The 1250-nt window shown below is 75.2% G+C and carries 1 protein-coding gene; it reads left to right on the top strand.

Going from position 1 to position 1250, the window contains the following annotated elements; all coding sequences use genetic code 11:
• The coding region (locus ON38_RS25525; RefSeq protein WP_039827560.1) for a hypothetical protein at positions 1–1250 on the top strand (1250 nt) is incomplete at both ends.

Here is a 1250-nt window from a genome sequence, read left to right on the forward strand (position 1 = left end):
CGGGGCGGGGCCGGGCGAGGAGACCGCGCGGGGCGAGGGCGCCGGCTCGGACGAGACAGTGCCGCCCGCCGCTACTGTTCCGAGCGCCGAAGCGGCTCCCGCCGGCGAATCCGGCGCGCAGGCGCCCTCGGCCGGTTCGGAACCGGAACCGGCGGCTCCTGACAGCCGATCCGAGGGTGATTCCGGGCAGGCAGGCGACGACGCTCCCGATGACGTGAACGCGGCGGTTGCGGCGACGCCGGCCGAGGAGGACACGGAAGCGGCGACCGGTGCGACGGCAACGGCGTCCGGGGAGGACGGTGACGGGCCCGTGGGCGCGGATGCTTCCACCGGCCCGGCCGAGCAGACCACCCCGGCAGCGGCGGCGCAGGCCGGAGCCGATGAGGTCGCTGCCACGGAAACCGTTGTGGAGAAAGCGGGTTCGGACGGTACCGCCGCGTCTTCGGTCGACACGGAGGTCACCGAACCGGTCGCCGGCACGGCGGCGGCACCGGTCGCCTCCTCGGAGGGAACCGACACTCCAACCGGTGGTGGCGAGCAGGCCGGTGCGGCGGCGGGGACTGCCACGTCGGCCGGAGATGTGGAGGGAACCGACACCTCGGCCGGTGGTGGCGAGGAGGTCACTGCGGCGGCGGGGACTGCTGCGTCGGCCGGAGATGTGGAGGGGGCTGCCGCATCGGCCGGTGGTGGCGAGGAGGTCGCCGCGGCGACCGGTGCTCCGGCGGAGGATGTTGCGGCCTCGTCCGGTGATGCGGTGACGGCCGCCTTCTCGACCGGTGGCGCGGGAGAGGTTGCCGCGTCGGCCGATGGCGCGAAGACGGCTGCCGGACGCGATGCGGCGGACGGCGCCGGAGCGGATGCCACCGCCGAGATCACCGCGAGCGAAGACGAGCCGGGTTCCGGCGCGGCGGAGGAGGTCGCCGAAACCGGCCCGGGCGCGGATGCCGCCGCGGAACAGGCCCAGGCCGAATCCGCCGCGGCCGCCGGCGACGATGCCGAGCCCACCGACCCCACCGTCGAACTCGAGTCGCCGGCCGGCACCGAGGCGAAGACAGTGGTGATCCCCCGGCCGCAGCGGCCGGAGGAGGCGCCGACCGAATCCATTTCGGTGCGCAAGCCCGATCCGAATGCCACCGAGCGCATCGATATGAGTCAGGTGCGCAGCCCCGGACGGCCGGGGACGAAACAACCGGGTGGTCCGCAAGGTCCGGCCCGCACCGACCGGGTGGGGCCGGGTGCGGCGGGGCCGT

The organism is Nocardia testacea NBRC 100365, assembly GCF_000308775.1.
GTDB classification, from domain to species: Bacteria; Actinomycetota; Actinomycetes; order Mycobacteriales; family Mycobacteriaceae; genus Nocardia; species Nocardia testacea.